The organism is Acidovorax sp. GW458-11-26-14-TSB4 (assembly GCF_059423865.1).
Map to the genome: position 1 here is coordinate 279,650 of NZ_JBWKYR010000003.1, position 12,421 is coordinate 292,070.

Here is a 12,421-nt window from a genome sequence, read left to right on the forward strand (position 1 = left end):
CCGCACTGCGGCACCCGGGGCCGCGTACCATGCCATGGAAACTTTCATCGCATGGAGACCTTCATGGCAGAGAAACTGCAAACCATCACCCTGGGCGGCGGCTGCTTCTGGTGCACCGAGGCCGTGTTCGACCGCGTGCGCGGCATCACCGACGTGGAAAGCGGCTACACCAACGGCCATACCGTGCAGCCGACCTACGAACAGATCTGCGGGGGTGACACCGGCCATGCCGAGGTGGTGCGCCTGACCTTCGATGCCGACGAGATCAGCCTCGAAGAGATCCTGGAGATCTTCTTCCACACGCACGACCCGACCACGCTCAACCGCCAGGGCAACGACGTGGGCACGCAGTACCGCAGCGGCATCTACTACGAGGACCCGGCCCATGGCGAGCTGGCCCAGGCCATGGTGCGCCAGATGGGGCAGGACAAGCTGTTCGGCGCGCCCATCACCACCGAGGTGAAGCCCCTGGCCAACTACAGCACGGCCGAGGACTACCACCAGGATTACTTTGCCAAGCACCCGGGGCAGGGCTATTGCGCCTTCGTGGTGGGCCCCAAGGTGGAGAAATTCCGCAAGACCTTCCGCAAGTACCTCAAGGAGGACTGACGGTCCCGGACCGGGCAGCGACCCGGGCGCGCACCACCCCGCCCAGCAATCCGCCCATGGCCTTTTGCAGCCGTGAGGCGGGGCGGGCCGCGAGCAGGGTGCGCATGATGTCCTGTGCGCTGATGACGTCGGCCGGCGCAAAGCCGCACTCCGCGAGCAGGGCCTGCAGCTCGGCATCGGCCAGAAAGCAGTGCCAGGGCTCGCCCATGCGGCGAAAGCGGCGCGCCATCAGGCCCAGGGCCAGCCGGCGCCCCAGCTCCCAGGGGGCCGGGCGCCGCACATAGTCAAAGACCAGCACGCTGCCCGGCGCCATGCGCGCCCCGATGCGCGCGAAGGTGGCACGCACCGCCGCAGGCGCCAGGTACATGCTGACGCCCAGCCAGGCGAACACCGTGCGCTCGCGCGGGTCGAGGCCGCAGGACAGCAGCTGCTCCATGAAGTCCTGCCGTTCGAAGTCCACCGGCACATGGCTGGCGCCCGCAGGCATGCCCAGCCCGGCCGCGCCGGCCAACTGCTGCTTCCACGCCTGGGTGGCCGGGTGATCGACCTCGAACACCCGCGCGAGGCCTTGCGGCCACTGGCTGCGGCGCAGGGCAAAGGTGTCCAGGCCGGCGCCCAGCACCACATACTGGGTGGCACCATCGGCCACGGCTGCGCGCAAGGTGTCTTCCGCGATGCGGCTGCGGGCGGCCAGGGCGCCGCGCATGGCCTCGGAGAAACTGCCCCGGTCGCTGAGGCGGCCCTCTGGCCCGTGGTCGTGGGCCCATTGGTGCACCTGCGCTGCCAGTTCGGGGCCCAGGATGTCGAGGGCCAGCGGGTCGGAAAAGACTTCGCCGCCATCGAGCAACTGGTGCCGGGCACGGGCGATGCCGCACAGCAGCGCCGTGCGGCTGGGCCGGGCTGAAGCTAGAAGGGGTTGCAGCGCGGGCGCGATGGGAGGAGGGTTGTGGCTCATGGTGGCGCGATTCTGGGCACCAATGTGCCCGCTGTCTTGAAGGTTTTCGCCAATCCGCAGCCCCTGTGCCCGGCCTGTAAAAGCCACTACCATGCGAGGGCCATGCGTCTGCAGCTCACGCTTCCGTTTGCCACCATCGCGCTGCCGCCGCCTGCGCTGGCGGGCTGCATCCGTGCCTACATCCTCAAGGACACGACAGGCCGGCCGGCACCTTTGGGCGGGCAATTGAACCGTTACCCTGCCTCCGTCTATTGCGGTGTCGCCTGGCTCCTGCAGGGTGGCTCGGAGCGGGTGGATCCTGCGGGCGGGGCGCCCCAGCCTCTGGCCTCGACGCTGCTGCTCGGCCCCCAATCCCGGCCGCTGGTCACCCGCAACCCCGGGCCGGTGCGCAGCTTTGGCGTGGTGTTCCAACCGCATGCCTTTCACCAGATCACAGGCCTGGATGTGGGGGCACTGGTGGATGGAGTGCTGCCGGCCGAAGATGTGCTGCCATCCCACTGGGCGGCGCTTTGCACCCAGGTGCGGCAGGCCGAAAGCGATGCCGAGCGCATGTCCCTGGTCGAGAGCGCGGTGGCCGGCTGGTGGCGGCCGCATGCGGCGGGCTTGGCCGGCAGCGACGACCCCGCGGGCCGTTGGCGGGATGCCCTGCAGGCCCATGCCATGGCCGCCGGCCTGGGTTCCAGCCTGCGCAATCTGGAGCGGCATGCCCGCACCTGGGCCGGCCAGCCCATGCGCCGCCTGGCCTGGCTGTCGCGCGCGGAATCCACGCTGCTGCAAGCGCGCGTGGCCAGCGAGCACAGTGGCGCGCAGCCCCGCTGGCAGGACGTGGCGGCCGACGCCGGCTATGCCGACCAGGCCCACCTCTGCCGCGAGACGCAGCGCGTTACCGGCCTCAGCCCGCGCGAACTGGTGCAGCGTGTCGACGGGGATGAGAGCTACTGGTTTTATCGCCTCTGGTCCTGAGTGAGAGGGCGGGCACGGTGGCCAGCATTGCCCGCTGGCCCCCTCGGGAAATGGCCGAGGGGCCGCCATGGTGCATGCATAATGCAAGCCAATTGCGTTACCGGCATCTCTGTTCGCACCGGCCCTACCCATGCCTACCGCCCGATCCACTCCATCGACCAACGACCGCCAGGGCACTTGGACCTTGCCGCCCGGCATGCGCGCCACCAAGGCCACGCGCGCCCTGGCTGCGCTGTACGAGGCGCGCCCCGATGCGGCGCTGTCCGAATCCGAGGTGGAGTCCGCGCTGGCTGCGGCAGGCGCGCCCGTCAACAAGGTCACCGTCTACCGCATGCTGGACCGCTTTGCCGCGGCCGGCCTGCTCAACAAGCAGGTCGATGCAGCCCGCGTGACCCGGTTCGCGCTGGCCTCGCGGGATGAGGATTCCGCCGTGCCGCGCTTTGAGTGCGGCGACTGCCACCGCCAGTTCCGTTTGGCGCAGGGCTCGGCGCGCGTGCAGTCGGCCTTGAAGCAGGTGCTGGCCGCGCTGGCCACGGCGGGCCACGAAAGCCTGGCGGTGGACGTGGCCGTGCGCGGCCGCTGCGCGGGCTGTGCGCACCCGGCCGGGGGCGCGGCCGCATGATCCGTACCAGAGGCCTCTCCTACCGCTATACCGAGGGCAGCGAGCCGCTGCGCTTTCCCGATGTGGATCTGCGCCAGGGCGGCACCTTGCTGCTGCGCGGGCGCTCGGGCACGGGCAAGTCGACCTGGCTGGCGCTCATGGCGGGGTTGCGTTCGCCCGCGGGCGGCGACCTGTTCGTGGCCAGCACCCAGCTGGGCACGCAGCGCGGCGCCGAGATCGACGCCTGGCGTGCGCGCAGAGTCGGCTTTCTGCCGCAAAAGCTGCACCTGAGCAGCGCGCTCACCGTGGCCGACAATTTGGCCCTGGTGTACTTTGCGGCCGGGCTGCCGCGTGACGATGCGGCCATCACCCGGGCCCTGGCCCAGGTGGGCGTGGCCGAACTGGCGGCGCGCCGGCCGCACCAGCTCTCGGGCGGGCAGGCGCAGCGCGTGGCGCTGGCGCGCGCGGTGCTGCTGCAGCCCCAGATCCTGCTGGCCGACGAGCCCACTGCCAGCCTGGATGATGAGGCGGCCGCCGACGCCCTGGCCCTGCTGCAGGCCAGCGCTTCCGCCTGCGATGCCAGCCTGGTGATCGCCACGCACGACCAGCGCGTGGTGCAGGCCCTGGTTTCGGTGCAAGGCCTGCAGCAACTTGACCTCAATGTAATGCGCACCGCCCCCTGATTCCATGGCCAAGCTGTTCTCCCTGTCCTGGCGCTACCTGTGGGCGCGCCCTTTGGCCGCTGCGCTCAACCTGCTGGTGCTCACGCTCGGCCTGGCGGCGATCACGCTGGTGCTGCTGGTCGCCACTCAGCTCGACCGCGCCTTCGAGCGCGACCTCGATGGCATCGACCTCGTGGTGGGTGCCAAGGGCAGCCCGCTGCAACTGATCCTGGCGGGGGTGTTCCACATCGACGTGCCCACGGGCAATATCCCGCTGCAGGAAGTGCAGGCGCTGCAGAAGAACCCGATGGTGGCCCAGGTGATTCCGCTGAGCCTGGGCGACAGCTACCAGGGTTTCCGCATCGTGGGCACCACGCCCGACTACCTGGCGCTCTACGGCGCCAGCCTGGCCCATGGACAGCCCTGGGCGCAACCCATGGATGCCGTGCTGGGCGCCACCGTGGCGCGCGGCATCGCCCGCGAGGGGCATGCAGGCGCTGCGCTCGTGGGCGGCACCTTCATTGGCAGCCATGGCCTGGGCGGGGGAGGGCATGCGCATGGCGAACACCCCTACCGCGTGGCCGGCGTGCTGGCGCCCTGCGGCTGTGTGCTCGACCGGCTGATCCTCACGTCCACCGAATCGGTCTGGATGGTGCACGAAACCGCCACGGCATCCGAGCCCGAGGACCTGGAGGTGCTCAAGGAAGAGCGCGAGGTGACCGTGGCCCTGCTGCGCTACCGCACGCCCATGGCCGCCGTCACCTTGCCGCGCCAGATCAATGCCGACACCTCCATGCAGGCGGCGGCCCCGGCCATCGAGGTCACGCGCCTGCTGCGCCTGCTGGGCGTGGGGGCCGACGTGCTGCGCGCCTTTGGCGGCGTGCTGCTGGGCGTGGCAGCGCTCAGCGTTTTCATCGCCCTGTGGAATGCCGTGCGCGAGCGCCGCACCGATCTGGCCATGCTGCGCATGCTGGGCGCACCGCCGGGCCGCGTGGCCGGCCTGGTGCTGTGCGAGGCCCTGTGGCTGGCCGCCATGGCCTCCGTCCTGGGCCTGCTGCTGGGCCACGGCCTGGCCCAGGTGCTGGGCTGGGTGCTGCAGGCGCAGGGGCTGCTGCCCGTGACCGGCCTGGTCTGGCTGCCGGCCGAGGCCGGGGTGCCGCTGATCGCTGGCGCCGTGGCCGCGTTTGCAGCACTGCTGCCCGCGATGCAGGCCTACCGCACGGAAGTGGCCGACCTGCTCAGCCAGCCCTGATTCGATTACCAACTGTCCTTGAAAGGTTCACCATGAAAAAGCTGCTCACCGCACTGGCCATTGCCCCCTTGCTGCTGGCAGGCGCCTTTGCCCACGCCCAAGGCGCGCACTCCGACCAGGAAACCAAGGCCGACATCCAGCGCCACCGCGCCATGGCCGCAGCACACGAGGCCGCCGCCAAGTGCCTGGAAGCGGGCAAGAGCCATGACCAGTGCCAGAAGGAACTCCAGGTGGCCTGCAAGGGTCTGGCTATCGGAAAATTCTGCGGCATGCGCCATGTGCACTGACCCGTTGCGCGCAACGCCTGCACAACTGTAAGAAAATAACGCCAGCCCTGTTACCAAGGACTTCCATGCACCACCATCCTCGATTGCCCCGTTCCCTGCCCGCGCTGGTGCTGGCGGCCTGCGCCCTGGCCGGGGTGGCAGGTGTGCATGCCGAAAGCAAGCCTGCGGCCACGGCCGGCGCGCCCTTCAACGCGCCGGTGCTCAGCTCGCCCATGCCGGGCACGGCGCCCACGGGCTCGGGTGCGGGCTACCACAGCCCCAACAGCCCGATTGCCCCGCTGCCCCAGCGCAACGACGTTGTGCCCTGGTCAGTGCTCAGCGATCTGACCAAGAAGACCACCAAGGATGGCATCCTGCCCGTGTTCAACGCCCAGCAGCAGGGCATGGACAAGACAGTGCAGCGCATCCAGGGCTTCATGATGCCGCTCGATGCCAAGGCCACGCAGACGCACTTTTTGCTCACCTCCGTGCCGCTGACCTGCTCGTTCTGCATTCCGGGCGGCCCCGAAAGCATGGTCGAGGTCAAGGCCAAGACGCCGGTGCGCTATTCGCTCGAACCCGTGGTGGTCGAGGGCCGGTTCACCGTGCTGAACAACGATCCCTACGGCCTGTATTACCGTGTGGTCGAAGCGGTGCCGGTGAAGTAAGCCCACCATCCTTCCCGTGAACCGCTCGCGCACCCCGCCGATGGCCTTGCCGGCCGTCTCCACCCGTATGGAATCCCTGGCCCCAGGCACGGGTGCGCGCGCGTGGGCGGCCCGGCTGGCCCTGGTCTGGCTGGTGCTGGCGCTGGCCTGGGTGCCCACGGCCGGTCGCCTGCACCAGATCGCCCATGCCCAGCCGCTGGCCCAGATCCATGCGGGCCATGGCGCGCTGGTTGCGCAGGTGACGGCAGAGCACGCAGCCGCCCATGGGGTGGCGGGCGATGCTGGCGGCTTCCTGTCCAGCCACAGCCTGGTCGATTGCCTTTTGCTCGACCAGCTCGCGCTGGGCGATGCCTTGCACAGCGCCGTCCTGGTGCTGCTGCCCCATTCGCCGGCCGCTGCGCCGGTGGCCGCGCACGCCGATGGTGTGCAGGCGCGCCATGCGGCGCTGTTCCAGGCGCGCGCCCCGCCGCCTGCGTTGCGCGCCTGACAGCCTTTTCTCTCCCCGCATGGGCCACCTGGCCGGCAGGGCAGGGCCTTGTCGCGCACGCTGCTGCAGCCTCTGTTTCCCTGAATCCATTGCGGTAGACGCCTGCGCGCCAGGCGGCTGACTGCATTCCCGTTTTTTTCTTTTTTTCTTTCCTTTGATTCATGCCCCGCGGCATGAAGGCGTGCGCCCGTGACCGGCCGCTGCCTCGCTGCGCGCACGCTTTTGCACTGAATACCATGACGACACTTTCGCTCCACTCCTCTTCCCGCCGTCCCACCCTGCATCTCGCCTTGCATCCCATCGCCCTGGCTGCCATGCTGGCCCTGTCTGCCGGCAGCAGCCTGGCCCAGACGGCGCCGCCGGCTGCGCCCGACACGGCGGCCAATGCCCCCAGCCTGCCGTCCGTCACGGTGTCCACCAGCGGCCTGCAACTGGGTGTCAATGAAATGACCACGCCCGTGAGCGTGCTCGAAGGCGATGATCTCGTGCGCCGCCGCGAGGCCACGCTGGGCGAGACGCTGAACAGCGAGCCCGGCATCACCAGCAGCCACTTCGGCGCGGGCGCCAGCCGCCCCATCATCCGCGGCATGGATGGCCCGCGCGTCAAGGTGCTGTCCGACGGTGCCGAGCTGCACGATGCCTCCACCATCAGCCCCGACCATGCCGTGGTGTCCGAGCCCCTGCTGGCCACGCAGATCGAGGTGCTGCGCGGCCCCTCGGCCCTGGTGCATGGCAACGGCGCCGTGGGTGGCGTGGTCAATGTGCTCGACGGCAAGATTCCCACTGCCGTCCCGGAAAAGGGCTACGAAGGCAGTGCCGAGTTGCGCGCCAACAGCGGTGCGCGGGAGGGGGCAGGGGCCTTCTCGCTGACCGGCGGGGCCGGCAACCTGGCCGTGCATGTGGAAGGTGTGTCGCGCGATGCCAGCGACTACCGCGTGGGCAAGGGCTGGGCCCCCAATGGCGAGCCGGCGCGCAAGGTGCTGGGCAGCTTCAACCGCACCGATACGGGCAGCGTGGGCCTGTCCTGGGTGGGCGACCGCGGCTACCTGGGCGCCGCCTACACGCGCCAGACGGCACGCTACGGCCTGCCGGGCCACAACCACAGTTTCGAGGGCTGCCACACCCATGGCGACCACCTGCACTGCGGTGCCCACGGCGACGACGACGGGCACGACCACGACCATGACGAGCACGGCGCCGCCGACGTGCCGGTGGTGGACCTTCGCAGCGAGCGCTTCGACGTGCGCGGCGAGCTGCGCAACCCCTTCACCGGCTTTTCGGCCCTGCGCCTGCGCGCCGGCGTCACCGACTACAAGCACGACGAGGTGGAAGACGGCGCCATCAGCACCACCTTCAAGAACAAGGCCTACGATACGCGCGTGGAGCTGCAGCACGAACCCATCGCCGGTTTCAAGGGTGTGTTCGGCCTGCAGACCTCGCAGCGCAAGTTCAGCGCCGAAGGCGAGGAGGCCTATGTGCAGCCCACCGTGACGCGCAAGACCGGCCTGTTCGTGCTCGAGGAATACCGCATGGGCGACTGGCGCTTCGAAGGCGCGCTACGCCACGACCGCCAGACCGCCGAGGCGCAGGACTCGGGCATCGAGCGCAGCCACAACGGCACTTCGGCATCGCTGGGTGCGGTGTGGCAGTTCACGCCGGGCTATTCGCTGGGCGCCTCGCTCACGCGTGCCAGCCGCGCGCCCTCGGCCGAGGAGCTGTATGCCAACGGCCTGCACATGGCCACCAGCACGTACGAGCGCGGCAACGCCGACCTGCGCTCGGAGACCTCGCAGAACATCGACCTGAGCCTGCGCAAGACCAGCGGCGACACCACCTTCAGTGCCAGCGTGTTCCGCAACCGGGTGAACAACTACATCTACGGCCGCACGCTCGACGAAGTCGACGGCCTGCAGCTGCTGCAGTACGCCCAGGCCGATGCCACCTTCACCGGCATCGAAGGCCAGGTGCGCCAGCGCATCACGCGCAACCTGGGTGTCACCCTGTTCGGCGACACGGTGCGTGCCCGCCTGGCCGGCGGCGGCCTGCTGCCGCGCATTCCCGCCACACGCGCCGGTGTGCGCATGGATGCGAACTGGAATGCCTGGGAAGGCCAGGTCGAGTGGGTGCAGGTGGCACGCCAGAACCGCGTGGCCGAGTTCGAATCGGCCACGCCCGGCTACGGCATGCTCAACCTGGGCGTGAGCTACAGCGGCAAGTACAACGGCGAGACGCCCTGGCAGGTCTACCTCAAGGCCAACAACCTGACGGATCGCCTGGCGTACGCCCACACCTCGTTCATCAAGAACGCGGCGCCGCTGATGGGTCGCAACATCACTTTGGGCGTAAAGGTCGCTTTCTGACACCCGGGCCGGCCGCACGGTCGGCCAGCAGACCATGGTTTACACGAAACGTATATGTTTCGTATAATTCACGACATGGGCATCGTCAAAATTTCCGACCAAATGCACGAGAACCTGCGCATTGCCAGCAATGCGCTGTCTCGTTCCATCAACTCCCAGGCCGAGCACTGGATGCGCGTGGGCATGCTCGCCGAGCTGCACCCCGAGCTCAGCCACAGCCAGATCTGCCAGCTGCTGATCCGCGCCGAGCAGGCCGGTGGGTTCGATCTGGCCGCGCTTGCGCAGGCGCTGCCATCCGCCGGTGGCGGCAGTGGCGCTGGCGACAGCAAGCCCAGCCTTCAGGTCAGGCGGGTGCAGTGATGGGAGCCCGGCACCCCCAGGTCATCATCAAGACGCCGGCCGAAATCGCGCAGTCCCGCATTGCCGCCCAACTGGCGGCACGGGTGCTGCAGATGATCGGCCCGTACGTGCAGCCCGGCGTCTCCACCGAGGCGCTGGACGACCGATGCCGCGAGTTCATCGTCAACGAACTGCAGGCGACCCCGGCCAACATCGGCTACCAGGGCTTCACCAAGACCGTCTGCACCTCCGTCAACCATGTCGTCTGCCACGGCGTGCCCGCGGCCGACAAGGTGCTCAAGAAGGGCGACATCATCAACATCGACGTGGCCGTCATCAAGGACGGCTGGTTCGGTGACACCAGCCGCATGTACTACGTGGGCGAGCCCAGCCGCCTGGCCCGCCGGCTGGTGGAGACCACCTACGAGGCCATGTGCGCCGGCATCCGCCAGGTGCGCCCGGGAGCCACGCTGGGCGATGTGGGCCACGCGATCCAGGCGGTGGCCGAGCGCGAGCGCTTCAGCATCGTGCGCGACTACTGCGGCCATGGCATCGGGCAGATCTACCACGAGGACCTGCAGGTGCTGCACTACGGCCAGCCCGGCCAGGGCATCGTGCTGGAAGAGGGCATGGTCTTCACCATCGAGCCCATGGTCAACGTGGGCCGGCGCGAGACGCGCGAGCTGCCCGATGGCTGGACCGTGGTGACGCGCGACCATTCGCTCTCGGCCCAGTGGGAGCACATGGTGGCCGTGACGGCCGATGGCTTCGAGGTGCTGACGGCCTGGCCCGAGGGGACGGGGAGCTATCCGGCGATTGGCTGACCCGGCGCATCCGGTACATCGCCGGGTTGCAAGCTGTTCGCCAGGCCCGTGATCAGGCCGCGCAGCCACTGCTGCGCCGCATGCAATTCGTTGCGCCGGTGCCAGATCAGATGGAAGCCGATGGCGGGCAACGCCAGAGGCGGGGCAAACACCGCCAGTTGGCGGTGCTCGGCCGCATGCAGTGCCACGCGCCGCAGCAACGTGGCCGCCATGTCGGTGCGGGCCACCAGCGCAGGGGCTGCGAACAGTTGTGGCAGGGTCACCGCAAGGTGGCGGCGCTTGCCCAGTTGCGCCAGTGCCTGGTCCACCAGGCCATGGCGGTCGCCTTCGGGCGAGACCAGCACATGCGAAAGCGCAAGGTAGGCATCCAGATCCAGGCCCTGGCGGACCTGGGGATGGTCCCGCCGCACGATGGTGACGAACTCGTCCTGCAGGATCGGGCGGGTGAAGATGCGGCCATCGGCCTGGGTCGGCGGCACACCCACAGCCGCGTCGATGGTGCCCGCGTCGAGCAGATCCACCGCGCTGTCGCGGGCGCTGAAGGCGTGTACGTTCAATGACACACCCGGCGCCTGCGCCCTGAGCGACTCGGCCAGCGCCGGCAGCAGCACCATGGCCGGGTAGTCGTACAGGCCCAGGTTGAAGGTGAACGACGCGCGCGCCGCATCGAACTGCGGCCGGGGCACGACAGCGGCCTCGATCTGACGCAGCGCCTGCGCAATCGGCTCGGCCAGATCCCGTGCGCGCTGCGTGGGCAGCAAACCCTCGGCACTGCGCAAGAACAACGGGTCGGCAAACAGCGTGCGCAGGCGTGACAGCGCTGCACTCATGGCCGGCTGGCTCACCCCCACGCGCACAGCGGCGCGGGTGACATTGCGCTCGTCCATCAATGCATCAAATGCGGCCAGGAGGTTCAGGTCGATGCCATGAAAATTCATAAATCAAATATTGATTCATATTTATCATTTGTTGGACAGATTTTAGGTAAATTTTCAGAATCAGGTCATCGCTTTCCCAACACCTCTAGAGGACTTACCGATGACCGCTTCGACCCCATCCCTGCAACTGCGCCGCGAGCGCCAGGCCGTGGAAACGCTGTACCGCGCTTTCAGCGACAAGAACCCCGACTTGCTGGACCAGGCCGTCACCCCCGACTGGGACGACATTCCCCTCGCGCCCGGCCAGGGCCCAGGACCCAACGGGCTCAAGCCCATCATCCGCAGCTTCATCGAAGCCATGCCGGACGTGCACATCACCATCCACGACGTGATCCAGGCACCGGGCCGGCTGGCCGTGCGTGCCGAGATCTCCGGTACCCACCAGGGGCCGCTGTTCGGCATTGCCGCAACGGGCCGGCACCTGAGCATTCCCATCCATGAGTTCCACGAACTGCGTGGCGACCGCATCCAGCGCACCTGGCACCTGGAAGACTGGTTCGGTGCCTTCCGGCAGATGGGCAGCTTTCCACCGGCCGCAGACAAGGAGGCTGCATGAAAGCGCTGCGTATCCACGGATTCGGCACGCCGGATCGGGCCGTATGGGACGATGTGGCCCCGTTGCCGGCCCCCGCGGCAGGGCAGGTGGCAGTGCGCATTGAGGCCGCCGGCATCAATCCGCTGGACCTCAAGATGCTCGCGGGCCACATGCAGACGGTGTTTCCGGTGAAACTGCCGTATACCCTGGCTACCGACTTCGCGGGCGTGGTGCAGGCCGCCGGGCCGCAGGCAACGCGCTTTCGCCCGGGTGACCGGGTCGTGGGGCGCCTGGAGCCCACGGCGGGCGGTGCACTGGCGCAGGCCGCGCTGGTGTCGGAGCTGGCGCTGAGCCCATTGCCCGATGGCATTGCCTTCGAGCAGGCAGCTGCGCTGCCCACGGCTGCGGGCACCGCCTGGCTGGCCTTGTTTGGCGTGGGCCGGCTCCAGGCCGGGCTGCGCGTGCTGATCCACGCCGCCGCAGGCGGGGTCGGGGGCTTTGCCGTGCAATTGGCGCGCCAGGCTGGGGCGCACGTGGTGGCCACCGCGTCGGCGGGCAACCATGGCCTGGTCACGGCGCTCGGTGCGCACGAGGTGGTCGACTACCGCACGGGCGAGCTCGAGGCGAGGGCCCAGGATCTGGACCTCGTGATCGACACCGTGGGCGGTGGCGCGACCGAGCGCTCCTGGCCGCTGATCCGACCCGGTGGCCTGCTGGTGTCGGTGGTGGACCATGCCATCCAAGGGCAGGATGGGGTGCGCGCGGCCTTCGCCTTCTTCCAGCACGATGCGCCGGTGCTGGACGCCATCCTCACGCGCCTCGCATCCGGGCAACTGCAGGTGGTGCTGGATAGCATCCACCCGCTCGAAGAGGCCCGCGCAGCCCTGGTGCATCTGGCCGGCGGGCACGCGCGGGGCAAGGTGATCGTGCGCATGCCGGGCTGATGCGGGGTGCGGGGGCCG

Annotated in this window: 15 protein-coding genes; 13 read left to right on the forward strand and 2 right to left on the reverse strand. The window is 68.9% G+C overall.

The features are described 5' to 3' along the window. Positions 1-63: 63 nt before the first annotated feature. Positions 64-609 carry a peptide-methionine (S)-S-oxide reductase MsrA gene (gene msrA / locus AC07X5_RS09905; protein ID WP_409957190.1) on the forward strand — a complete coding sequence of 182 codons (546 nt, stop codon included), beginning with the start codon at positions 64-66 and terminating at the stop codon, positions 607-609. Here msrA and AC07X5_RS09910 read toward each other — a convergent pair. After that, a complete protein-coding gene (locus AC07X5_RS09910; protein ID WP_494769979.1) occupies positions 596-1,564 on the reverse strand; it encodes a class I SAM-dependent methyltransferase in 969 nt (322 codons plus the stop codon). The genes msrA and AC07X5_RS09910 overlap by 14 nt on opposite strands. Positions 1,565-1,666: 102 nt before the next feature. Here AC07X5_RS09910 and AC07X5_RS09915 point away from each other — a divergent pair, with 102 nt between their 5' ends. The 10 genes from AC07X5_RS09915 to map all read left to right on the forward strand — a co-directional run bounded on the left by AC07X5_RS09915 (position 1,667) and on the right by map (position 9,986). Continuing rightward, on the forward strand, positions 1,667-2,527 hold the full coding sequence (locus AC07X5_RS09915; RefSeq protein ID WP_494769980.1) for a DUF6597 domain-containing transcriptional factor: 861 nt from the start codon (positions 1,667-1,669) through the stop codon (positions 2,525-2,527). 196 nt (positions 2,528-2,723) lie between these two features. Further along, entirely contained in the window at positions 2,724-3,149 is a 426-nt protein-coding gene (locus AC07X5_RS09920) for a transcriptional repressor (protein WP_409957238.1), read from the forward strand. Continuing rightward, a complete protein-coding gene (locus AC07X5_RS09925) occupies positions 3,146-3,811 on the forward strand; it encodes an ABC transporter ATP-binding protein (RefSeq protein WP_494769981.1) in 666 nt (221 codons plus the stop codon). The genes AC07X5_RS09920 and AC07X5_RS09925 overlap by 4 nt, the downstream gene beginning before the upstream one ends. Before the next feature lie 4 nt (positions 3,812-3,815). Continuing rightward, positions 3,816-5,042 (forward strand): ABC transporter permease, encoded by a 1,227-nt coding sequence (locus AC07X5_RS09930; RefSeq protein WP_494769982.1) that lies wholly within the window; start codon positions 3,816-3,818, stop codon positions 5,040-5,042. A gap of 32 nt (positions 5,043-5,074) precedes the next feature. Further along, positions 5,075-5,329 (forward strand): hypothetical protein, encoded by a 255-nt coding sequence (locus AC07X5_RS09935; RefSeq protein WP_409957181.1) that lies wholly within the window; start codon positions 5,075-5,077, stop codon positions 5,327-5,329. A gap of 65 nt (positions 5,330-5,394) precedes the next feature. Continuing rightward, positions 5,395-5,976, forward strand: coding sequence for a DUF3299 domain-containing protein (locus AC07X5_RS09940; RefSeq protein ID WP_494769983.1), 582 nt, complete (start codon positions 5,395-5,397; stop codon positions 5,974-5,976). 16 nt (positions 5,977-5,992) lie between these two features. Next, on the forward strand, positions 5,993-6,463 hold the full coding sequence (locus tag AC07X5_RS09945) for a hypothetical protein (protein ID WP_494769984.1): 471 nt from the start codon (positions 5,993-5,995) through the stop codon (positions 6,461-6,463). A 314-nt stretch (positions 6,464-6,777) separates the two neighbouring features. Continuing rightward, complete coding sequence (locus AC07X5_RS09950; protein ID WP_494770095.1) at positions 6,778-8,823, forward strand: TonB-dependent receptor domain-containing protein; 2,046 nt, start codon at positions 6,778-6,780, stop codon at positions 8,821-8,823. A 75-nt stretch (positions 8,824-8,898) separates the two neighbouring features. Then, a complete protein-coding gene (locus tag AC07X5_RS09955; RefSeq protein WP_409957174.1) occupies positions 8,899-9,183 on the forward strand; it encodes a ParD-like family protein in 285 nt (94 codons plus the stop codon). Then, the gene (gene map, locus AC07X5_RS09960; protein WP_494769985.1) at positions 9,183-9,986 is read left to right on the forward strand and encodes a type I methionyl aminopeptidase; all 804 of its coding nucleotides are present in this window, start codon (positions 9,183-9,185) and stop codon (positions 9,984-9,986) included. Before AC07X5_RS09955 ends, map begins: the two co-directional genes overlap by 1 nt. Here map and AC07X5_RS09965 read toward each other — a convergent pair. Beyond that, positions 9,968-10,924 (reverse strand): LysR family transcriptional regulator, encoded by a 957-nt coding sequence (locus AC07X5_RS09965; RefSeq protein ID WP_494769986.1) that lies wholly within the window; start codon positions 10,922-10,924, stop codon positions 9,968-9,970. The two genes, map and AC07X5_RS09965, sit on opposite strands and share 19 nt — an antisense overlap. Before the next feature lie 100 nt (positions 10,925-11,024). Between AC07X5_RS09965 and AC07X5_RS09970 the strand changes: the two genes are divergently transcribed. Both AC07X5_RS09970 and AC07X5_RS09975 read left to right on the forward strand, forming a co-directional pair. After that, positions 11,025-11,480: an ester cyclase gene (locus tag AC07X5_RS09970; RefSeq protein ID WP_494769987.1), complete on the forward strand. Its 456-nt coding sequence runs from the start codon at positions 11,025-11,027 to the stop codon at positions 11,478-11,480. Then, a complete protein-coding gene (locus AC07X5_RS09975) occupies positions 11,477-12,403 on the forward strand; it encodes an NADP-dependent oxidoreductase (RefSeq protein ID WP_494769988.1) in 927 nt (308 codons plus the stop codon). The genes AC07X5_RS09970 and AC07X5_RS09975 overlap by 4 nt, the downstream gene beginning before the upstream one ends. The last annotated feature ends 18 nt before the right edge of the window (positions 12,404-12,421 follow it).

Coding starts and splice junctions, on each gene's coding strand:
- map (WP_494769985.1), top strand. CDS start 9,183: ATGGGAGCCCGGCACCCCCAGGTCATCATCAAGACGCCGGCCGAAATC.
- AC07X5_RS09910 (WP_494769979.1), bottom strand. CDS start 1,564: ATGAGCCACAACCCTCCTCCCATCGCGCCCGCGCTGCAACCCCTTCTA.
- AC07X5_RS09935 (WP_409957181.1), top strand. CDS start 5,075: ATGAAAAAGCTGCTCACCGCACTGGCCATTGCCCCCTTGCTGCTGGCA.
- AC07X5_RS09965 (WP_494769986.1), bottom strand. CDS start 10,924: ATGAATTTTCATGGCATCGACCTGAACCTCCTGGCCGCATTTGATGCA.
- AC07X5_RS09975 (WP_494769988.1), top strand. CDS start 11,477: ATGAAAGCGCTGCGTATCCACGGATTCGGCACGCCGGATCGGGCCGTA.
- AC07X5_RS09920 (WP_409957238.1), top strand. CDS start 2,724: ATGCGCGCCACCAAGGCCACGCGCGCCCTGGCTGCGCTGTACGAGGCG.
- AC07X5_RS09955 (WP_409957174.1), top strand. CDS start 8,899: ATGGGCATCGTCAAAATTTCCGACCAAATGCACGAGAACCTGCGCATT.
- AC07X5_RS09925 (WP_494769981.1), top strand. CDS start 3,146: ATGATCCGTACCAGAGGCCTCTCCTACCGCTATACCGAGGGCAGCGAG.
- AC07X5_RS09950 (WP_494770095.1), top strand. CDS start 6,778: ATGCTGGCCCTGTCTGCCGGCAGCAGCCTGGCCCAGACGGCGCCGCCG.
- msrA (WP_409957190.1), top strand. CDS start 64: ATGGCAGAGAAACTGCAAACCATCACCCTGGGCGGCGGCTGCTTCTGG.
- AC07X5_RS09930 (WP_494769982.1), top strand. CDS start 3,816: ATGGCCAAGCTGTTCTCCCTGTCCTGGCGCTACCTGTGGGCGCGCCCT.
- AC07X5_RS09940 (WP_494769983.1), top strand. CDS start 5,395: ATGCACCACCATCCTCGATTGCCCCGTTCCCTGCCCGCGCTGGTGCTG.
- AC07X5_RS09970 (WP_494769987.1), top strand. CDS start 11,025: ATGACCGCTTCGACCCCATCCCTGCAACTGCGCCGCGAGCGCCAGGCC.
- AC07X5_RS09915 (WP_494769980.1), top strand. CDS start 1,667: ATGCGTCTGCAGCTCACGCTTCCGTTTGCCACCATCGCGCTGCCGCCG.